The 19,990-nt window shown below is 32.7% G+C and carries 20 protein-coding genes; 4 read left to right on the top strand and 16 right to left on the bottom strand.

The window, feature by feature from the left end; genetic code table 11:
* Positions 1-770 precede the first annotated feature (770 nt).
* The 13 genes from FC37_RS04275 to FC37_RS04215 form a co-directional block, all read right to left on the bottom strand.
* Positions 771-1,643 (bottom strand): ABC transporter ATP-binding protein, encoded by an 873-nt coding sequence (locus FC37_RS04275; protein WP_025005563.1) that lies wholly within the window; start codon positions 1,641-1,643, stop codon positions 771-773.
* Positions 1,644-1,655: 12 nt separating this feature from the next.
* Positions 1,656-2,897 carry a tellurium resistance protein TerC gene (locus FC37_RS04270; RefSeq protein WP_025005562.1) on the bottom strand — a complete coding sequence of 414 codons (1,242 nt, stop codon included), beginning with the start codon at positions 2,895-2,897 and terminating at the stop codon, positions 1,656-1,658.
* Positions 2,897-4,012, bottom strand: a complete 1,116-nt coding sequence (locus FC37_RS04265) for a hypothetical protein (protein ID WP_025005561.1) — start codon at positions 4,010-4,012, stop codon at positions 2,897-2,899. The genes FC37_RS04270 and FC37_RS04265 overlap by 1 nt, the downstream gene beginning before the upstream one ends.
* A 12-nt stretch (positions 4,013-4,024) precedes the next feature.
* Positions 4,025-5,287 (bottom strand): lanthionine synthetase LanC family protein, encoded by a 1,263-nt coding sequence (locus tag FC37_RS04260; protein WP_025005560.1) that lies wholly within the window; start codon positions 5,285-5,287, stop codon positions 4,025-4,027.
* Complete coding sequence (locus FC37_RS04255) at positions 5,262-5,723, bottom strand: lantibiotic dehydratase C-terminal domain-containing protein (RefSeq protein ID WP_025005559.1); 462 nt, start codon at positions 5,721-5,723, stop codon at positions 5,262-5,264. Before FC37_RS04255 ends, FC37_RS04260 begins: the two co-directional genes overlap by 26 nt.
* Positions 5,724-5,980: 257 nt before the next feature.
* Positions 5,981-6,793, bottom strand: coding sequence for a helix-turn-helix domain-containing protein (locus tag FC37_RS04250; protein ID WP_025005558.1), 813 nt, complete (start codon positions 6,791-6,793; stop codon positions 5,981-5,983).
* 412 nt (positions 6,794-7,205) lie between these two features.
* Entirely contained in the window at positions 7,206-8,576 is a 1,371-nt protein-coding gene (locus FC37_RS04245) for an IS4 family transposase (RefSeq protein ID WP_025005557.1), read from the bottom strand.
* Positions 8,577-8,804: 228 nt separating this feature from the next.
* The gene (locus FC37_RS04240) at positions 8,805-9,089 is read right to left on the bottom strand and encodes a hypothetical protein (RefSeq protein ID WP_025005556.1); all 285 of its coding nucleotides are present in this window, start codon (positions 9,087-9,089) and stop codon (positions 8,805-8,807) included.
* A gap of 73 nt (positions 9,090-9,162) precedes the next feature.
* The gene (ytpR, locus tag FC37_RS04235; RefSeq protein WP_025005555.1) at positions 9,163-9,810 is read right to left on the bottom strand and encodes a YtpR family tRNA-binding protein; all 648 of its coding nucleotides are present in this window, start codon (positions 9,808-9,810) and stop codon (positions 9,163-9,165) included.
* 19 nt (positions 9,811-9,829) lie between these two features.
* Positions 9,830-10,150 carry a thioredoxin family protein gene (locus FC37_RS04230; protein WP_025005554.1) on the bottom strand — a complete coding sequence of 107 codons (321 nt, stop codon included), beginning with the start codon at positions 10,148-10,150 and terminating at the stop codon, positions 9,830-9,832.
* Between the two features lie 69 nt (positions 10,151-10,219).
* Positions 10,220-10,873: a tRNA (guanosine(46)-N7)-methyltransferase TrmB gene (gene trmB, locus FC37_RS04225; RefSeq protein WP_025005553.1), complete on the bottom strand. Its 654-nt coding sequence runs from the start codon at positions 10,871-10,873 to the stop codon at positions 10,220-10,222.
* A gap of 11 nt (positions 10,874-10,884) precedes the next feature.
* Positions 10,885-12,084, bottom strand: a complete 1,200-nt coding sequence (locus FC37_RS04220; RefSeq protein WP_025005552.1) for an ABC transporter permease — start codon at positions 12,082-12,084, stop codon at positions 10,885-10,887.
* Entirely contained in the window at positions 12,077-12,820 is a 744-nt protein-coding gene (locus FC37_RS04215; RefSeq protein ID WP_025005551.1) for an ABC transporter ATP-binding protein, read from the bottom strand. Before FC37_RS04215 ends, FC37_RS04220 begins: the two co-directional genes overlap by 8 nt.
* A gap of 90 nt (positions 12,821-12,910) precedes the next feature.
* Here FC37_RS04215 and FC37_RS04210 point away from each other — a divergent pair, with 90 nt between their 5' ends.
* The 4 genes from FC37_RS04210 (at position 12,911) to FC37_RS04195 (ending at position 15,274) form a co-directional block, all read left to right on the top strand.
* Positions 12,911-13,348: an HIT family protein gene (locus FC37_RS04210; RefSeq protein ID WP_003627196.1), complete on the top strand. Its 438-nt coding sequence runs from the start codon at positions 12,911-12,913 to the stop codon at positions 13,346-13,348.
* Between the two features lie 9 nt (positions 13,349-13,357).
* Positions 13,358-13,693, top strand: coding sequence for a hypothetical protein (locus FC37_RS04205; protein WP_025005550.1), 336 nt, complete (start codon positions 13,358-13,360; stop codon positions 13,691-13,693).
* Between the two features lie 117 nt (positions 13,694-13,810).
* Positions 13,811-14,713 carry a peptidylprolyl isomerase PrsA gene (locus FC37_RS04200; protein WP_025005549.1) on the top strand — a complete coding sequence of 301 codons (903 nt, stop codon included), beginning with the start codon at positions 13,811-13,813 and terminating at the stop codon, positions 14,711-14,713.
* A gap of 138 nt (positions 14,714-14,851) precedes the next feature.
* The gene (locus FC37_RS04195; RefSeq protein ID WP_056945503.1) at positions 14,852-15,274 is read left to right on the top strand and encodes a PAS domain-containing protein; all 423 of its coding nucleotides are present in this window, start codon (positions 14,852-14,854) and stop codon (positions 15,272-15,274) included.
* A gap of 43 nt (positions 15,275-15,317) precedes the next feature.
* On the opposite strand, the gene FC37_RS04190 is transcribed toward FC37_RS04195, so the two are convergent.
* From FC37_RS04190 to FC37_RS04180, 3 genes are read right to left on the bottom strand one after another with little or no spacing between them, the layout of a single operon-like run.
* On the bottom strand, positions 15,318-16,295 hold the full coding sequence (locus FC37_RS04190; RefSeq protein WP_025005548.1) for a 3'-5' exoribonuclease YhaM family protein: 978 nt from the start codon (positions 16,293-16,295) through the stop codon (positions 15,318-15,320).
* The gene (locus FC37_RS04185; RefSeq protein ID WP_025005547.1) at positions 16,288-18,789 is read right to left on the bottom strand and encodes an ATP-binding protein; all 2,502 of its coding nucleotides are present in this window, start codon (positions 18,787-18,789) and stop codon (positions 16,288-16,290) included. The genes FC37_RS04190 and FC37_RS04185 overlap by 8 nt, the downstream gene beginning before the upstream one ends.
* Positions 18,770-19,990 (bottom strand): metallophosphoesterase family protein, encoded by a 1,221-nt coding sequence (locus FC37_RS04180; protein ID WP_056945502.1) that lies wholly within the window; start codon positions 19,988-19,990, stop codon positions 18,770-18,772. The genes FC37_RS04185 and FC37_RS04180 overlap by 20 nt, the downstream gene beginning before the upstream one ends.

Below are 19,990 nucleotides of genomic sequence, written 5' to 3'. Positions count from 1 at the left end.
CTATGATGCATTGTTCGATCATCTTATTTATCACACGAAGAAACTAAAAAGATATGATTGCACTGATCTGACAAAGACTTAACCAAGTTTAAAATAATAGTAGACATCCTGTTGGTCGCCCAAGAACAGATCATAAGTTTTATTTCTTTGCCTTTTCAGCGCATTTTTTGCAAATATGCAGTGATGATCCCAATATCTTGAAACAATTTAAAGTAACTTAAATTATTATAAAGTGCAGTAACGTATCTTTGCAGAATTAAGTTGAATATTACCTAATTTATACATTTCAAGTGTAAGATACTTATAAGTATTAGATGAAGTTATAAATAGATCACCTTCTCAAATCAGATGCAATTCAATATTCTGTGATCTGCGAAATACGATCAAGATTCAAACCATCATTAATTTTTTCTTCTATTTCTTGTCCCATTCTATCTTTAATTTTAGTTAAAACATATTTATCATTAGGTATACTATACTTCAAAGTTGCTAACTTTAAACATATTTTAGTTTTATCTTCTGAACTTAATTCATGCTAATATGCATTATTATTCATTACGTTATTCCCTTAATCTACTAAAATATAGCAATTAAAATCCTACAAATAAGCTTAGAACTGTTCTTATAACGTTCACTTTCTACAATTATTAGATCACCATTTAAAACACATTATGATAGGATCACTAACCTAATTTCTATTGGTTCTATGATAAACACACTAAGGTATAAATATATAGAAGTATGACGATATTTTTATCTACCTTTGGATATTATTTTCCGTAAATCTTATTAAATAGGTCTTCAATACTAATTTTATCTACTGAATATTGAATATTACGCTGTAATAATTCGACAGTTATTTTTTCTAAAGCATTTGCTTTATTCTTAGAAATAGGTATTAAAACTAATCCATCAGGTAATTTTTCATACTTAAGATGTACCAGTATCTTTGAAACTTCTGATGACATTCGAACCTTTAAGTATTGCTTATTTTGTCCTCTATTATCAAAATCTTGAATTACCCCACCATCTTTTAAAAATAAAATCCGGTCAGCATACATTTGTAAGTTTTGCAATAAATGAGAAGCCATAATAATTGTTTTTTTCTTCTCTTTTAGATCTACAAGTACTTTAGATATTAAAGAAACATTTTGTGGATCCAATCCATTCATGACTTCGTCTAACAACATAACTGGTGTATCTGCAACTACAACCATTGCAAAACATAAACGCTGTTTCATTCCAAGTGAATACGTTTCAACTTTATGATCAACATAGGCATTCATATTAAGTTCATTAACAATTTCATCAACAGATATTTTAGAATTGTCCCATAAATTCGCATAAAGTTTTAAATGATCTCTTCCAGTCATAAATGAAAATAAATCACTTTGATCAGGGAAAGCACATATTTTTTTATGTAGTCTAACAATATCACGCTCATTTTTATAACGTAGACCGTCATACTCAACAAAGCCAACTTGAGGTGTAAGATTATTTAAAATTATATTTATTAAAGTAGACTTTCCTGTACCATTTGGTGCAACCAATCCGGTAATTGTTCCCTCTTCAAAATTTAGGGATAAATCATTAAAAATCTTCTTTTGACCAAAAGATAAGGTCACATGCTGTATTTTTAACATTTACTTTTCACCTCAATTAATTAACGGAATTTTCTTTGTTCTACAGATTAAAAATATAATTGCTTCAATAACTATAACGGTTAACATTAATGAATTTATCCCTTCATTAAATCCCCATCCAGGAGAATCCATCATGTAAGATAAATTGCCAGACAAACTATCACCGATTGTAAAATATGTTGTAGGCAATCGCTGTAAAAATGGATGAACAAAGCCCATTCCCATTGAAAAATAAAACACCTTGCCGCTTACAGCAACTATACTTGCCACAATTTCTGCAACATATTCATTTCTGAATAACAAAGATAATAGCATCGTTAAATGAATAAAAATGAATGTAATTACAACGGTAAATATAAGTAATTGCAAATAATACATACCTAAAGTTGGATAAGTAAACGGTATCTTAAAATATAATCTCCCTGTATAAAAAGTGGTTCTTAAATTAAAGGAGCCTAATCCATATCTAGGAGCAATGCATGCTACTGCAATAATAAAAGCCATCAAGAAATCAAGTAGAACGCCCAGTTCAACTACAGCTGTCTTTACCCACAATACAGTACTTTTACTCAAAGGGATATTTGTAATAACTGTACGGTACTTTTTATCTCTCGGAAAAATGTCAGCTGTACAAAAAATGACGATTATTATTAAAACCAAAGTTGTCCATCCCGATAAGGAATTTTGGATTCTTTGTAAAGCAGTATTTTCTTCCAACACATTTTTATTTAGATTGGCATGACTAGTCAAAAGTGCATTATAAAAATGATGAGTTCGTTGATAACCAAAATGCCCATTCTCTTTATAAATTCCATTGTGCCCATATTCTACTGGATACATAAAATTCTTATTTTCTTTTACAAAAATCAAATGATCAACATATTTAAACCATTTACTTGAATATAGGGTATATGTTCTCCAATCTTTTCTTTTTAAAGCAACTAATCTTTTTTTATCATATTTAAGTATTGTCGGATAAGTTTCAATTGCATTTTTTGCACCCTGACTAGGAATAACCGTTAAATTAGGTTTATTTGCTTGTAAAAATTCTTTTTTTGCAACTTTAAGAAAAGCAGTATCATCTTTATATTCTTTTTTAATGGCATATGGATCAATGCGATTAATAACGTGGTGATCAGGGACACTTACTATCCCAAAATATAAGGCTAACAATGCAGTAACTATGTATAAACCAATATTTTTAGGATTCGTAAAGAATGTTTTTACTTGAAAAAGAAAATAATGCCATTTCACTATGCATCCCTCCCCTTATCGACTAAACACCGAAAAGAGATCATTAAAATTAATGACCACACCATTAATACGAACACACCCATATAACAATTTACAAAGGAGAATTTAGTTATATTAGCTACAGTTCCATTAAATACTTTAGTAATATTCAAATATGTCGAGGGAAGCCATAATAAATATTTGCTCATTTTTTCTGGAAGGAATGAGATCGTATAAACGAACATCCCTATTAAAATACTCAAATAAACATTTTTAGTTATTTGATTAAGTACCAAAGTTAAAGATGTAGCAAAAATCACTATTACAATGCTATAAAGTAAAAATAGCAAACAGTATAACCATAAAGAGATAGCAGTAATTTTAGTAAAATAAAAAACATCAGGGTATCTTAAATCAGAAAAGCCATTACGGATACCAGCAAATAAATATGCCCCTATCATGCCTATTAGTAGCGGAATAACTGTTAGGGCTAAATTAATATTAATCTTACCTTTTACTTCATCTTCAATTCGATATGGAATATTCTTTAAAACCGTTGGATGATTTAATTTAAGCATCCATACATCACTTGAAACGAAAAGTACATAAAGAAAAATAAAACAGCCTACTAGCGACAAAATATAAATTAAATATGTTGACGAAGATTCTGAATTCATCACTATTGGGATATGATGCTTATAAAGATATTTGTATGAAACCAGTCGCTGATATAGTTCATATTTTGCAGGAACATTGAGCGTTTTTGCACCTTTATAGTTATTCCTATAACCAGCAATCATTGTTTTTATTAAGTTTTCTGATCCCTTCAAATAAGATTGTGGATCATTAAATGCCTCACCATTTTGTAAATCAGCAATATATGCTGACTGTTTATTCAAATTATCATAAGTTTGTTTATAACGTTTATTACGAAGCGAGCTTCCATCAAAATAATCAGTATTTACTTGGACTGATTCTGCATAATCACGCCATTGACGAACTCCATCTCCAATTTCTTGAGATTCAACCACAAATAGGAAAAAAGTCATAAAAATTATTAGCAAACAAACCAAAAGAAAGTTCTTTTTTGATTTTATTGCAATCTTGAAGTTGGCTTTAAAATAGTTTGGATTCATAATGGTCACCTTTTAATATAAAAATATCCAATCAGTTTGCCATCTTACATTATGACTTATTGCATTCAATACCAAACTAACTCCCAATTCACCTTCTAAAATTCCCATTTCATATCTACACTTATTATCATAAAGATTCATAGAAACATCCGAAAACAAATATCTTTTATTCCAATTGACATGACTCAATAAGAATTCCAGCATATCATTCATATAGTAATTAAAAGTTTCTTCTTTTGTTTCAAGAAATAAGATATAAGAGCTATATATTGCATTAATCAGTCCATGACACAATATTAGTGAATTAGGTCTAATATCTGTTTTCCAATTTTTTAATACAAATTCAAATTCTTTTTGTAATTTATTAATTAGTAAAACATTATCTATACTCCTTGCAGCCTTAAGCATAGCTCTCAATATTCCTAAAGATCCAAAGCACCAGCCACCGTTTAATGAAGAAATCGATGTATTTTTAACTGCTGTAATACATTCAGGATATAGTGTTTTATTATTTCTAAACTTAAGAAATACGTTTAATAAACGTTGAATATGTTCTTTTAGTTCCGGTGAACTAAATCTAGAATACACTTCTGATAAGATACTCAATATACCAGCCAACCCATGAGCCATTCCCATAAACAAGCCGCCATTAGGTAATAAGATTCTTGATTCACCATTCTCAGGTAAGTTTTTCTTTAATAGATATATTGGAGATTGCGATATATCATTAAAATCTACATAAGATATCCTAATCAAGAAGTTAATAAGTTGTTCAATCCCCCTATTAACTCTCGCAGAATGTATTAATTCATTTGCATGAAAAAGAAAATCTAAAATTCCTACGGATCCATTAAATAGATCATATACTGCAAATATCATATTTTGTTGTTGATATTTTTCAACAGCAAAAACTTTTTCAACTTTATTAGTTATTATTAGAGAGATTTGTGTTAATAGTTTCAGATAATTTGAATCGTATTTTGCCATTTCAAGACAAGCCGTACCCGCACCCGATAACCCACTAAATAAGGACAATGATACATTATTTTTATTTATAGAGTTGATCATTGCTTGTGTAATTTTCAAATTTGTGTTTTTTATCAATATTTTTTTATCAACACTATTTGTAGTTCTATATATATCTGAAAGAAAAATGCTCATACCCGCAAGTCCATTTGCAACTCCAATATCAGTACTTTTTTCCTTTAGATTTTGTATACAGCTATCTAGAGAATGATCTAAAATCCTACTAATTTTTTGTTCTATTTTGATCATATTTCTTCCTATCTGACTTCACTTTTTCATACTCCAGTATATTTAAATTTAATTGATATTCTTCCTTCTTAGTTGGTTTGAGAAATCTATTAAAATGCATATGTAGAAGCGAAATCACTACACTATAATATTTTGGTTTACAGTTATTATATTTTTCTTTTACTTTTTCTAAATATTTGAGAATAGGATCAACATAGTTATCTATGTTTTGATCATTAAAAATATAACTTTTTTCAAAGTTAATTAATTGCGATACAATGCTACTACGTTTTGAAATTCTCTGATCCTTTGTAAGAATAAATTTAGCTAAGTATTCAAAATCAACTTTAGCCTTTTCAAGAGTATATGCTGAGTAACTCTTTGCATAACCTTTTGCATCAAATGCATTAACTGCACTTTCATCAATTTTTAAGTCTAATAAAGCAGATTCTGTCATTTTATTGGCCTTCCATAACTCATTGATAAATTCCAAAGTTTAAAAACATAAATTTTTAAACTTTGTACTGTAATTTTATTCTTATATTTTAATGTAGTCTTTATTTTTTCAAATTTGATAATTATTTATACAACTTAATTTCTGGTATTAAGCCATATGGCTCTGGAACAATAACCATTTTAATCACCTCTATAAAAATATAAGATTATTATAGTAATTTAAGGTGATTCTTTTATTACAATTATCAAATTTGAAAATTATTTTGGCAATAATTTTAAAAAATTACTGTATCCACTTAGCGATAGAATTTTTCTAATAGTTTCTTTAGATAAATTATCCCTGGCAAAAACCGCTTTGTAATATAGAGCTAATTCTTTATATCCTATAAATAATGGATCTTCTGGTAATAATTCTATTTCTTTTAAGGCACTATCAATATTTTTAGGATTATTATTGTCATAACAATTTTGCAAATAGTTTATAGCTATTGAGGCAATTAATTCTTGAACGTATTTATCACTATCTTTAATCATTTTAAAATGATTAAAGATAGAATTAACCATTACAGTTAGTTCTTCAAAACTAAAAATAATCATTGAAGTACTAAAAAGTTGCAATAAAAAAGTATCCCAATTATCAGTATTAAAGATTTCGCTTTTAATCCTTCTTTTTTCTTCAGAACTAATATGCTTCAAATTTTTTTGTATAGAACATTTCATTAATTTAGCTAACAAAATTAAATGGTCATCATATTTTAGTTCTTCAATTCGTGTTACAATGTGATTTATTTTATCGAGATTCTGTTCATAAAAAGCCTGTTGTAATTTTTTAGTTAATATTTCCTGTTCTGAAAGTTTATTTGTTTTTATTTCTCGAAAAAATCTTACAACATCAATTCCGTGTAAAGTCAAAATCCTCATTAAATCATTTACATTTATATCAAATAAATTTCTTTCGACTTTCGAATAATATGAAACAGACAAAACAGAACCAACCATTTCTTTTTGTGATAGTCCCAATTCTTTTCTCTTATTTTTTAATGCACTTCCAACTAAAATTGTATTTTCCATCTTAATCACCTATAAGCAGATTTAAAAATTTTATTATGGCCAATTATAGTATTAAACGCAAAAGAAATCAGACTTTAGCGTCTACTATTGCGTCATTTTTTTACGCGAAAAAATAGCCTTAATTTATCTTCGTAAAACGTTGATAAATCAAGGTTAATCAATCTAAATGAAACTTTATAATACTGATTAGAAGTAGTGAACACTTAAAAGCAATTGCTTGTAGTCTTTAAAGACATTTATCGAATAAAATGATTCGATAAATGTCTTTAAAAGTATTGCCAACTAGGCAATGTCATTAAGTTAAGACATTGACAATTAATATTAGACTTTTAAAGCACTGATTTAACATTTAATTGGTTAAATTGGTGCTTTTTTCGTACAACAAATAAGGCATAGCACAGATTCTGCTTTTTTAAGCTACGCGATATAAATAATATACAGCTGATTTGGGCTTAATATTTCTCTTGTCCTTGCGGCCTGGTCTAATTGGAATGGTATAATAGCTGATCTGAATAAGGATCCGTTCAAAATCTTGCGTTAAAGAAGAAGCTAAATACATGCTCTGAATAATCAAGCATGATTGCTTGAAATTGATGGCATATTGATACTTGCAATGCTTTTGCGGAATATAGGCCTGTGCATCAATTTGACTGATTGCATTAAACATAATCATATGGGCATAAATTTCCATTTCAATAAATTTATCTTGTTTGGAATGGAGCTGTACGCTGCCTAAAGAATACTTCAATTTCTTGAAGGAGGTCTCAATACCCCAACGCAGATGATAAAGCTCTTTAATTCTTTTTAGCGGATAATTTTTTCGATCAAGATTGGTTAGCACCACTTCCCATTCTTCTTTGCCTGATTTGGCATCATTAATTCTAAATTTGCAGGCTCGAAATTTTATTGTGCATAACTCGCCAAAATCCCAGCTTAGATCCTGGGTATTTTTAGAGCGATACTTAATATATTGGCGATAATGATGCTGGACATGGTGAATATTCTCACTGGCTTTATGCGTGATGTAGTAATAGTTAGAAGTAGTTACCAGGCAGGAAATCTCACGATCACATTCTTGATCAGGCAATGTCGTTATTTCTTTAACTCCGCCTTGTCCAGCCTTAGTTCGTATTATGTAATGACAGTTAGGCAGGCGATTGCAGTTTTCAATCATATTGAAACTAGTGTAGCCACGATCCATTGTTACAATATATGGACCACAATTCAAAGCTTTAAGCATTTGAACAGCCGCTTTGCGTTCATCCATTTCTGATTTAGGCTGAAAAATACAATCCTGGTAGGTATTATTCAATAGATCATATAAGGCATTAACGTGAATTTGACAATAGGGTTTCTTTTTATGAGAAGAAGCTTGTACAATGTTATTCGATTTCGGATTCCAGATTTGATTAAAGTCAGAGCCATCAATGGCAAACAAACGGTAGTGATGATCAAAAAGTTGAATATTAAATAGATTTTGATTAAAAACAGTCAGAATATGTTTAAAACAAGCAGGAGAAAGCTGGCTTTTGCGTTGAACATAGGCAGAAGTACTAACTACTTTATCGTTCTTTTTAGTTGCATCTTCGCCAAAAGCTCTAAAGAGTTCACTGTTTAAATTCTGACCTTGCATGTTAATTGTAGTTTTAAGGACTGTCGCTGCATCCAAAGTGCGTTTCCTGGTAAAAGCATGAGGATTATTAATAAAATCGTGAATATGATCCCCAGTATTATTGATAATTTGATCAAGACGTTCTAGAATATTCTTATGAAGGGCTTTCATAATTAACACCAGCTTTCTGGCAATAATTTTGAAGGTTTAAAATATATAAGATAGGCGAAAAGGCAGGTCTTTTCGCCTTTATTTTATACAAAAAAAGAGATCGAATCCAAATGATTCGATCTCTAAAAAAGCACCCTTAATTGTCAATGTCTTAACTTAATGACATTGGATTTTTTCTCAACGCTTCTTTTATCTATATTGACCTATTACAATATCTTCTGTTTAGCATTATTTAGCCGCAGTAACTGCTGCTTCTTCCTTAGCTTCCTTGGATAATCCAGTAAGGTTACCTAACAATGTAAAATCAATTTGAGTTGCTAGATCTGGCTTTTTACGTAAGAAATCAACTTCAGATGGTTTAACATTTTCGGTCGAATTATCTTTATCAATTAACTCTTGTGAGATTTCACTGTCAGTTAAATTCTTATCTTCTAATACGCTTTCTGTTTCTTTGTCATAAAAAACGCCTTCTTCAACTCTTATTGTAGTTGCTTTTACAAAAAGGTTTAGCAAAACGTACTTTTTTTATTTAAACGTATCAAAAAAAGCATCAGACTACTATTTAGCAGCCTAATGCCTTTTCAAATTATAAAGTGATTTCACCACTAGCGATCAATTCGTCGCACTTAGTTGGTTCAAATTCTGCACCAACTTCAAAGTTGTCAGGAACAACCATAATACCACGCTTTTGTGGTGCGTGTGGAAGTCCTAATTCACGAGCTGAACAAATCATACCGTATGAATCAACACCGCGAAGAGCGCCTGGCCAAATTTGTTCACCATTTGGCATTAAAGTACCTGGAAGAGCAACAACAACCTTTTGGCCTTGTGCAATGTTAGGAGCACCACAAACGATTTGGTGTTCTTCACCGTCACCTACTTCAACAGTAGTTACGTGAAGGTGATCTGAATCTGGGTGCTTTTCACAGGTCTTAACGTAGCCGTAAACAAGAGTTGGCTTGCCATAAGCTAACTTATCATCAAAACCAACTTCAGCAAGCTTCTTATTTAATGCTGCAAGTTCATCATCTGAAAGCTTAACTGGACCATTTGTCAACTTGTCAAAGTCGATTAACTTATCAACATTGAAAAAGTTAAAACCAATAGTCTTGCCTTCATCGTTAGTTACGCGAGTAACATCTTCTTTTTCTTCAAATGAACTACGGCCTTCATCATGACCCATAATCACGATCAAAGTATTAGGATAAGCTTCTTTATTAGTACTAGTAATCATGCTTCTCTATTTTCTCCTTTTAATCAAGTGATCGTAAAAAGTTTTCTACTTCATCTTTAGTTTTACGGTCCTTATTTACTAGTCTACCAATTTCTTTGCCATCTTGGTAGACAACAAATGAAGGAATTCCCATAATCATTAATTTTTTTGCAACATCCATTGAGCCATCACGGTCAATTTGGTAAAACTTAGCATCTGAGAAATCTTTTTCAATTTCTGGCAAGAATGGATCTAAGAAACGGCAATCAGGGCACCAGTTTGCAGAAAATTCCAATACAACGCGGCCTGACTTCGTGATTTCTGTTAATTGATCTTCTGTTAATTCTTTAATCTTTTCCATAATTTTATCCCTCATTATCAGCTTACTATTTATAAGTATTTTAATGATTAAAAATTCATTTTACAAGTGCTATGCTTCAAAACTTGCATGCAATGCATAAATTGGATTGCCGTTAGCAGCAAATTTATGCTCGTATTCAGTTTCAATATTCTTCTCCACGATTTCAGGCTTTTCGTGATGTAAGTCTACTGAAACGAAATCAAAGTGCATCCCAAAATTATTCATACTTTGCACAGAATAAGCAAACAAACCAGAATTATCTGTCTTAAATTCGATATGACCGTCATTAGTTAAGACTTGTTGATATTTAGCTAAAAAGCTCTTATAAGTCAATCTACGCTTCTCGTGGCGGGTCTTTGGCCATGGATCACTAAAGTTTAAGTAAATGACATTTGTGCTGTTTTCAGGGAAGAAACAGTTAATATCAGCCGCATCCCCACGCAAAATTTGTAAGTTATCTAGACCCTTTTCAAGCTTAGTTCTCAAAATAATCCCAGCTGCAGTAGTTTGAAGTTCAAGTGCTACATAATTTTTATCGGGATTATTTTCAGCTAATGTAGTAATAAAATGTCCTTTACCAGAACCTACTTCAATTTCAATCGGATTGTCATTACCAAAACGTGCTGCCCAATCAATCTTCTTGTCAGGGTCAGGATTTTGCAAAACACTTTCAGGATGTTCATTAACGAGCTTTACAGCCCAAGGTTTATTTCTTAATCTCATTCTTTCAATTCCTATCTCTTTATTTTTTGTTGTTTAACTCTAACTGGCAAATAACCATAATTGATAATCATCGTGAAGACAAACAATACCACAATACTAATCCAAAGATGAGAATCAATTGGCAATAATATCAACCAGAATACGCTGACTAATAACCATTGAATCAAAAGTCCTAAATTTAAGACTTTGACTAAGTCTTTCCCGCGATTATCACGCACAATGGGATAAACACGATACATGATGTTTGAATCAAATTCGGTTGCCATTGGCAATAATTGGTAAACGGTCAAGAAAATAACTAAGCAGGACAAACCAAGTGCCCAGCGCCAATCTTGTACTAGCCAGGAAATCAAAATGGCAAAAACTGTCATTCTAACTAATAAATTCAAGTATTCTGGATTTCTAAGCAGTGATCTCCGGTACAAGAATAAGTTAGGATTTTCTTTAGCAATTGCCTTAGGTAAAAGAAAATCAAGATATTTTCTACGTTTAATCGTCACTTGTTTTTCTTCAACATCGGTGAACATGCTAAAGATACTGTAAACGCGGTCTTTTCTTGCCTTTTCACTTTCAATGGCATAGCGCCAGTTAAAAACTCCCTTATCTTTTTTTGTACCTAAGTGACCCATCATCATTAAAACAATGACTTCAATCGGATATACATAAGAACCAAGGCTACCAATTAATAAAACCACCAAGGTAATTAATAAGCTAACCCAATTAGGAAAATTGTAGTAAAAATACAAATTCTCTTTTTCAATTAATATCATGACTGCCTTTAAGAGAATCGTCCCAATTAAAATTAAAGCATATGACCAGACTGGAATTCCTGCCTTAATCGTAGCAAATGGAAATAAAATTCCCCCTAAGAGTACAATCAAGATTGTTGGCAAAACCAAGCTATACTTGATCATTGGTTTGAGATATTCATCCATCTGCTCATCTTGAGTGAACAAGAACTGCATATCAGCATCTTTTAAAAGCGTGACTAAATGCCCTGTTAATAATGGCAACCACAATAAAAGTCCCACTAATGGCTTATAAAACCACAAATTAGTCGGCATCGACTTCATGGCTTGTGCATACCAGAACATCAAAGCCCCGAATAAAAAGATCAAAGCCAAAATAAAGAAGTCATTGAAAACCAGTGTTAAATACTTAACTGATTGCTTAAGGTTTTCGTTTAACCTTTTTTTCGCTAAATCACGCATTGCCATTATCCTCTCTATTCAAAGCTAAATAGAGTTTATCAAATGGATCATCAGGCCTTAAACCATAGTGCTGACGAATTTCTTGCAAATTGCCAATCACTTCAATTGTTCCGCGATTTAAAACAGCATAATTAGAAATTGCTTGTTGCGCATCAGCTAATACGTGAGTAGTCATCAGCACCATCTTGCCGTTAGCAATTGACTGCTTAATTAAATCTATCAAATTGGCTACCGCAAGTGGATCAAGCCCAGTAAATGGTTCATCAATAACGAGCAAGCTTGTATCTGCTAAAAAGGCTGACACGATCATTACCTTTTGTCGCATCCCTTTAGAGAAGTGAATTGGTAACCAATCAAGCTTATCATCTAATCTAAACATTTTAAGCAATTCATGTGCTCGATCCCATGACTTACTTGCATCAAGGCCATAACTAAGCATGGTTAATTCCAAATGTTCCTTTAACGTTAATTCTGGATACAAAACCGGTGTTTCAGGAATATAAGCAACTTGCCGCTTAAATTTGGTTGGTTGCATCGTCAAATTCACGTCATTGAGTAAAATCTTACCCTTCTGTGGTCTAAGCAAACCTAAAATGTGCTTAATCGTAGTCGATTTACCCGCACCGTTTAAACCAATTAAGCCCAGTGCTTCTCCTGGCTTAATCTCCAAATTAATATCTTTAATAACTGGGACACCAGTATAGCCCCCAGTTAAGTGTTCAATTTTTAATGTCATTTTTTCGTTTCTTTCCTTAGTAAACTATCATATTTTATAATATCATGGATATTAGTAGAAACTAAAGTCTAACAAATAAGAGGTAATTATATGGAAAATAAAAATTTAGTTGACGATTGTTTATTCTGCAAAATTATCCGCGGTGAAGTTCCAAGTTACACTGTCTTTGAAAACGACGACGTTAAAGCTTTCTTAGACATTTCTCAAGTTAACCCAGGCCACACTTTGATGATCCCTAAGAAGCACATCACTAACTTATTTGACTACACTAAGGAAGATGCCCAAAGATATTTGCAATACATTCCTGAAATTGCTAATGCAATCAAAAAGGCATTTCCTAACGTTACTGGTATGAACATTACCACTAACAACGGTAAGTCAGCTAACCAAGTAGTAATGCACTCACATATTCACTTCATTCCTCGTTTTGAAGGCGATGGCTTGAAGCTCATGACTCGTAACAACGCCGATCAATACGATGAAGCAAAATACAATGAAGTAGCTGATAAGATTAAAGCTCAATTTTAAGGAGAAATAATGAAACATTTTCTTTTAGGTACTATTTTTGGTGCAGCAGCTGGAACCGTTTTTTCTTGCATGAAAGATAGCGAAGGCAATCGTCCCGGCAAACCACTCAAAGATGAATTTGATGCATTTAAGTATGAAACTAGCCGCTTTAATCAAGCTTTACAAAAAGCCAAAAAAGCTAGTCAAGATTTAAATGATCAAATGCCTCAAGCTGAACGAACTATTAGTGATATCAGTGATAATATTGAAAAATATTCAAGACATATTGAGCCAACTGTTGATAAAATCAAACAAAAAAGTGATCAATTAAATCAAGATTTTGGTGAAAATAATATCGTTAAATAAGAAATATTAAAGAAAATTTGATTTTTTTATGAATATTGCTTATTTGAAAACGAAACAACTAATTTTATGGTATATTAGTTGACAGTTACTTAATTAAGGATGTGGAGATTTATTTATATGAAGAGTTATATGAAAAAAGTTGCTGCAGTTGTTGCTGTAGCTGGTGTTGCTTTATCTACTGCTGCCTGCTCAAATAGCGGCAACAATGCTACTGTTGCTTCATACAAGGGTGGTAAGATCACTCAACAACAATACTACGATGAAATGAAGAAGTCTCAAGCTGGTAAGTCAGCTTTGGCTAACATGATTATTAACCGTGCTTTGGAACAACAATACGGCAAATACGTTTCATCAAAGAAAGTTGACAAGCAATACAACAACTACAAGAAGCAATACGGTTCACAATTTAGTGCTGTTTTACAACAAAATGGTATGACCGCTTCAACATTTAAGCAAAACTTGAAGACTAACTTGCTTTCTGAAGCAGCTTTGAAGCACATTAAGAAGATTTCTAAAAAGCAAGAACAAGAAGCTTGGAAGAATTACCAACCTAAGGTAACTGTTCAACACATTTTAGTTGCTAAGAAGTCAACTGCTGAAGACATTATCAAGCAATTGAAGGATGGTAAGAGCTTCAAGAGTTTAGCTAAGAAGTACTCACTTGATACTGCTACTAAGAATAAAGCCGGTAAGCTTCCTGCATTTGATTCAACTGATAACACTTTAGACAGTGCATTCAAGACTGCCGCATTCAAGCTTAAGACTGGTGAAGTTACTGAAAGTCCAGTTAAGTCACAATCTGGTTACCACGTAATCAAGATGATTAGTCACCCAGCTAAGGGTAAGTTTGCTGATCACAAGAAGGCTATCGATGATGAAATTTACGCATCAATGGCTCAAGATCAAGCTGTTATGAAGGACGTTATTGCTACTGTATTGAAGAAGGCAGACGTTTCTATCAAGGATAACGACTTGAAGGATGTATTATCAGCTTACGTTTCAACTGGTGCTACTAAGTAATGAATTTTACTAAATTAAAAAATCCAATTCTCGCTTGAGAGTTGGATTTTTTCTTTACTCTTAATTATCTATCCTTTTAATAACAGCGTAAGTAACCGCTTTAATGCTACAATTAAAGTATAGAAAGAAGCTTTAATTATGAATGAAATCAAGTTAAAAGGTGGTCACTTATCACTTCCCGAATTAAACGCAATTTTTACTACCATTCCGCAAGAATTTGATGTTCTTGATGAAAATGATATCGTTGTATGGTCATCAATGAATGAGCATCGCATCTTCCCTAGAACCGAGAAAGATATTGGTAAAACTGTCTTCGAAGTGCATCCCGGTCACTCACAAGGACGAGTTAAAGCAGTTTTAAAACAAATGCACGAAGGTGAGCGTAATTCAATTTCAATCAATATTCACAAAAACGGACAGCCATTAAATATTTCTTTTTATAGCCTTCACGATGATAATGGTAAATATTTAGGCTGCGTAGAAGTTACTCAACCCGTCCAAAGTTATCAGGTTAAAGGTAGTAAATGGCGTAATTTTATAAATATAATTCACAAAAAATAATTACTAAAAAAGCAGTACAAACGATAATTTGTACTGCTTTTCTCTATTCTAAATGTCGTGCCTTTTCCAGTGCTGGATCATGCTTAGGGTGATAATACCTCTTACCATCTTGGCTAAGCAATGGTTCTGTAAACTGCCCCTTAGGCGTATGCTGCAAAGCATTCGTTACAGCATACACAGCCGCATCTAAATCATCAATGCGGTGAAGTAATTCAGCTTCAAGCAAGGCTGGCAACTTAGGTGAACCATATTCAAATTTACCATGATGCGATAAGACCATATGTCTAAGCAAAAGCAAATCTTCTGATTCAAGATCAAAGTTTAATTCATTAGCTGCAAGCATAATTTGTTCATCTATTAATACTAAATGACCAACTAGATTTCCTTCAGCCGTGTACTGTGTTGCAGCAGGTCCTGTAAGCTCTAAAACTTTGCCCATATCATGTAAAATACATCCTGCGTAAAGCAAAGACCGATTAACTTGCTCATAATTATCAGACAAACCTTTAGCATCCTTTAACATCGATAATGTGTGAAATGCTAATCCGCCTCGAACCGCGTGGTGATTACTTTTGCCCGCTGGATAATCATAGAATCTTTTACCCCATTTTTTAAGCAAATATTCTACGATTATCTTCCAAGTCTTATTTTGAATCTGAGCCACAAAATTGTTAATCTCCTGCTCCATTTCATTAATTGGTTCAGGAGCAGATTTAATAAACTGATCAAGCTCATATCCTTCTTGTGGACCTACAACACGCAAACTATAAATTCGAATCTGTGGTCGCCCTTGATACTCTTCTCTTTTACCATTTAACTCAACGATCGTACCAGTACTAAAGGTCGCTGCATCCTGATTATTAGCATCCCAATAATTGCCACGGATTTCACCTGAGCCATCGCCAAATTGCATAGCTAAATAAAGATTATTTTTCTTATTATTACGCAATTGTGAATTCTTAATTAAGACCACAATATCCATTTCTTCGCCATCGTTATAATCTAACAATCGTTTAAGCATCTTGAGTTCCTTTCGTAAAAGTTAAAGGCGTAATTTCTAATTGATCAACCAATTTTTCTTGAGCAGTAAAAATCAATACTTGATTATTTTCACTAATCTTTTCAAGTAATTTCTTAATATAGCTGATTCGACGATCATCAAAATTAACAAATGAATCATCAATTAAAATTGGTAAATTAATCTTATCTTTGATTTGTTCAATAAATGCTAATTTCAATGCAAAGTAAAGCTGTTCGGCTGTCCCACGAGACAAGTATTTCACTTCACGCTTCTTACCATCTTTACGCATAACCGTTAGCTTTTTATCTAAAACGATATTTACGTAGCGACCACCAGTAAGCAAAGCAAAATATTCCTTAGCGGCATTCAGCATCTTAGGGAAACGCTCATTGGAAGCTAAATCGAGTGAACGGCTAATCCACTTAGAAGCTAGCAAATTAGCCAGATACTCTTGACTGCTGTTAACGAAATTAGTTTCGGTATTGGCTAGCTCCTGCTTTGCCTCAAAAACTGCAGTAGAATCAGCCAAATTGTCCAATTGAACCTGCAATTTAGCCACCTGCTGCTGTAATTCATCAATTTCTTCAGTTACATCAGAAGATTGGGCAGCCAGACTTTGAAGTTGTGCTAAAACCTTGCCTGGTTCTTTGGCTTCTTGTTTTAATTCATCTAAATCATCATGCAAACTTTTTTCAAGAGCATCATATTGAGCTTTAATTTTAGCTTGATCTAAAGACTCTTGATAAGCTGCATCATAATCCGCCATATTTTCTACATTAGCTTGCGCAAACACAGCCTTTAATTTTAAACCAAGCTCTTTTAACTCTTGCTTATCCTGATTCAGTGAACTAGTTAAATTAGACTTCTTCTGCGTTAATTCTTGTTGTTTATTAATTTGTTCTTCGATCTCATCTAATCCATTCAAGACCTGATCAAAATCATCGTCGATCGGCTCTCTTAAGACATTCTGGACATTGGCAGCTAATTGAGCAACTTGCCGATTAATTTTATTTAATTCTTCCGCATTAGTCTTTTCGGCACTCTCTTTAAGCTTGTATTGATTTAAATTAGTCAACACACTATTCAGATCCAACATATCAGGATCCAAATTATATTTTGAATAAAAAGCTTGCCTTTGATTTTTAACTGCCTTTTGTTTTGCTAAAATATCCGCTGCTTGTTTACTTGCCTGTGTATTTTTGACATAGCCAAAGCCTGCAAGTCCAATACCAGCTATTAATACAATAATCCCTACCACTCCAGCAGTTCCTAATAAAATTAAACCTAGAACTACTAGTACAGCACCAACAATATACCAAAGTTTATCACTAGAGCTAATTTCATTAACTTCTTCATTTTGTTTTGCTGGCAACGCTAAGAAATCTTCTTTTAGCTGCTTAATATCTTCTGTATTTAAATCGCGCAGCTCATTAATTTCAGGTGATAAAGCAAGTAGTTGCTGCTCTTCTTGCTTCAACTGATCAGCTTTTTGTAAACAATTACGATATTCAACCTGCCATTGCAATAACTGCGGCTTTTGTTGAACAACTTTCTTAGATTCGTTTAGATCAATTAAGTCTTCTTCTGTTAACTCAGATAATTGCTTTTGTAAAGATTGCATCATCTTTTGTAAATTTCGCCCTTGAGCCATTAAATCTTGAGCTTTTTGGTAGTTTTCACTATCAAATTTGATATCTTTTATCTGCTTTTGTAAATCTAATAAAGTTGTATAGTTGCTTAATTCTTTTTGTAAATCACGCAAACTTGCCTGTTTAGTTTGAATATTTGCTAAAGCCTGCTGTGCCTTTTTCAACCGATCTTGATGATCTTTCAGATCCTGAGCAAGCTCTTCATAATCACTAAATTCCGCTTTAGTTTGAACTAACTTGTCACGATCCGTTTCTATTTGCTTTAATAGGCGGTTAACTTCTGGCTTTTTCCCAGTCTTTTTAAAAAGTTTGCCAGCTTCCTTGGCAAAATCATCACGTAATTTCAGTAATTGACCACTATTAGTCGCACCTAAATAATAAATACGCTCCAGCAAATCTTCCTGACTCAGACTAGTAACTTGGCCCAACATTTCCTGATTAAAAATAAAGCTATCAGCATAAAAAGAGCCATCAATATTTTGAATCTGGTCAAAAAACAAGCTTTCAGAGACAACTTGACCGTCTTTTTTAACGGTTAAAATTCCTTTTTTAGTTTTATCACCCTTGGCATAAAGACGTTCCAGCTCATATTCTGAATCACCGTTTTCAAAAATCAAGCTACCGCCCATTGGACTAACATGTGCTAGCGGCGTATAGTCTTCAAAAAATGGCGAAGCATTGCTACGCAAATGAAAACCAAACATTATTTGCTTAATAAAAGCTACAGTTGTACTCTTGCCGGCTTCGTTAGCACCAAAAAAGACATTAATTTGGTCACCAGGTAAATCAAATTTTTTATTAGAGAATTGGCCAAAGTTGACTATCTTAATTTGTTTCAGTCTCATCAGTAATTCCTTTCAATTTACCCATTAACTTAACCTCAGTTAGTTGCTTCACAGCCTTAATAAAAGCGGGATCTTCCGTTAATTGAGCTGCTATAGGATCCTTTTTCTTCCAATCGCTAACAATCTTATCAAACTCATCATTTTCAAATATTTCTGCCTTAGCTTGCTCAAAGGCTTGCTGATCATTTTCATTAAGTTCCAAATTAGAACTTATTTTCAACCGTACATCTACTAATTGCGAATCAAACGGCAAATTCTGTGAAATGTTTTGCCAAAAATCCGTGTCTTGCACTAACTCTTGTTCTTCATCAGTCATAAATTGGGCGCCAGCAGTAGTTAAACTGAAATAAGTTTTTTGTTTTGCATTATTTAGACTTGCAATAATTTCATTTTGTAAATCAGCTTTACTAATTTGAGTATCTAATTCAACTTGTACTCCTTGCCATAAAATTGGACCTGTCGTCTTAAATTCAATACTTGTTTTTTTAGTATTCTCATCAATCACGCCAAGGTAGCATCCCTTAGCACCCATTTCATTGATGTGACGTCCTTGAATATTGCCTGAATAAACAATCCATGGCTTTTCACTCAAATTACGCCGAGCATGAATATGTCCTAAAGCAAAATAATCATAATTCAATGCTTGAACCTCAGATACCGTAAACGGTGCATAAACATTTTTACGGCTATCAGCTTCTTTTTCTTGGGCGTGCATTAAACCAAAAGTATAATTATGTTCCTTTCCAGGAAAATCTGGAATTTTATCTTCTGTAATATGATTATTTAAATATGAAAAGCCCACAACATCGTAGTCAAAATTATCTTTAGTCTTAAATGTTGCTTTTTCTACTGCTTCATTTGCACCAAGCAATTTAAAATATGGGCTCTGATTAACCAATAAATCTTCACGTCGCATATGATCATGATTACCAAAAATCATTACTACTTGGATCTGCGCATCTGTTAAACGTTTAATCTGCTGTGCAAAAAACAACTGCGAACGTGGAGATGGCTTAGCACTATCAAAGGTATCACCTGCAATTAAAACCAGGTCGACCTTTTCAGCCAACGCCAAATCTACAATCCGTGTTAATGATTGGTCTGCTGCTTGATATATCTGATTAAATTCCTTAGATGGCAAAAAAGATAGCCCGCGAAATGGACTATCTAAATGCGCATCTGCAAAATGAATAAATTTCAT

This window comes from Lactobacillus gallinarum DSM 10532 = JCM 2011 (assembly GCF_001434975.1).
GTDB lineage: Bacteria > Bacillota > Bacilli > Lactobacillales > Lactobacillaceae > Lactobacillus > Lactobacillus gallinarum.
This window is presented reverse-complemented; position numbering and strand designations above follow the sequence as displayed.